Genomic DNA, 1,120 nt, shown 5'->3' with positions numbered 1-1,120 from the left:
AAAAAAGCTGAGAGCCTTTTACGGGGAAGAGCCAGAGGACGACTAACCTCAACCGATGAAAGGCAGACCATAGTGACTCTTATCCTTGAAGCGAAGCAATGCGGATGTCGTTTAGAGCCAGCTTGCCATGAAGTTCAAATCGACTTGAGAACGTATCGTCGCTGGTATCAGCAAGGTGAAGTTCAAGCTGACAAAAGGCCGATATGCGTCAGACCTGAGCCTGCTAACAAGCTGTCGCAGGAAGAGCGAGATGCGATAATCGAGGTGTGTAACCGCCCTGAATTCGCAAGCTTACCTCCGACTCAAGTCGTCCCAACACTGCTTGATAAAGGTGAGTATATCGCCTCTGAGTCGAGTTACTATCGGGTGCTGACTGCACGAGGGCAACTTCACAAACGAGGTCGTCAGCGGAGTAGACAGAAGCAAGCGAAGCCAACAAGTTACACAGCTACGGACTCGAACCAAGTCTACACATGGGATATCACTTACTTACCTTCAAAGGTTCGAGGCCACCACTATTACCTGTATGTCATCGAGGACATCTACAGCCGAAAAGTCGTTGGTTATGAAGTGTATGAGCGTGAGTGCGGTGAGCTGGCGTCACAACTTCTGCAACGGACGTTGATGCGAGAGCAGTGCTTCAATCAAGCGCTGGTTCTTCACTCAGATAACGGTGCGCCTATGAAGTCGCTGACGTTCAAAGCTAAAATGGAAGAGTTAGGTATTACCTCATCGTATAGCCGCCCGAGAGTCAGTGATGATAACCCGTATGTCGAGTCATTGTTCCGCACGGTAAAGTACATACCAAGCTGGCCAACAAAGGGCTTTGAAACTCTCGACAGTAGTCGAAGTTGGGTTGAAGACTTCGTACGCTGGTACAACACCGAGCACAAGCACAGTAAGCTAAATTACGTCACGCCTTCAGAGCGTCACAATGGAAAAGATAAAGAGATCTTGAAGCAGCGTGCTGAGGTATTGCTCGCTGCAAAACGCCGAAAACCTGAGCGATGGCCTGGTGATATCAGGAACTGTGAGCCTGTCGGTGACGTTCACCTAAATCCAGAAAGAGAAGCTGCTTAATAAGTAAGCAAATGATGACAACTACCTTGAAAAACACCGT

The 1,120-nt window shown here is 48.7% G+C and carries 1 protein-coding gene; it reads left to right on the top strand.

The window, feature by feature from the left end:
* Positions 1–1,080, top strand: a 1,080-nt coding sequence (locus tag F0229_RS21600; RefSeq protein WP_171733691.1) for an IS3 family transposase, incomplete at its 5' end; no start/stop codon positions are given.
* Positions 1,081–1,120 lie beyond the last annotated feature (40 nt).

Origin of the sequence: Vibrio sp. AIC-3 (assembly GCF_013114515.1) — a bacterium.
Taxonomy (GTDB): domain Bacteria; phylum Pseudomonadota; class Gammaproteobacteria; order Enterobacterales; family Vibrionaceae; genus Vibrio; species Vibrio crassostreae_C.
Note: the sequence above shows the minus strand (reverse complement) of the source record. Positions and strands in the feature narration are given on the sequence as shown.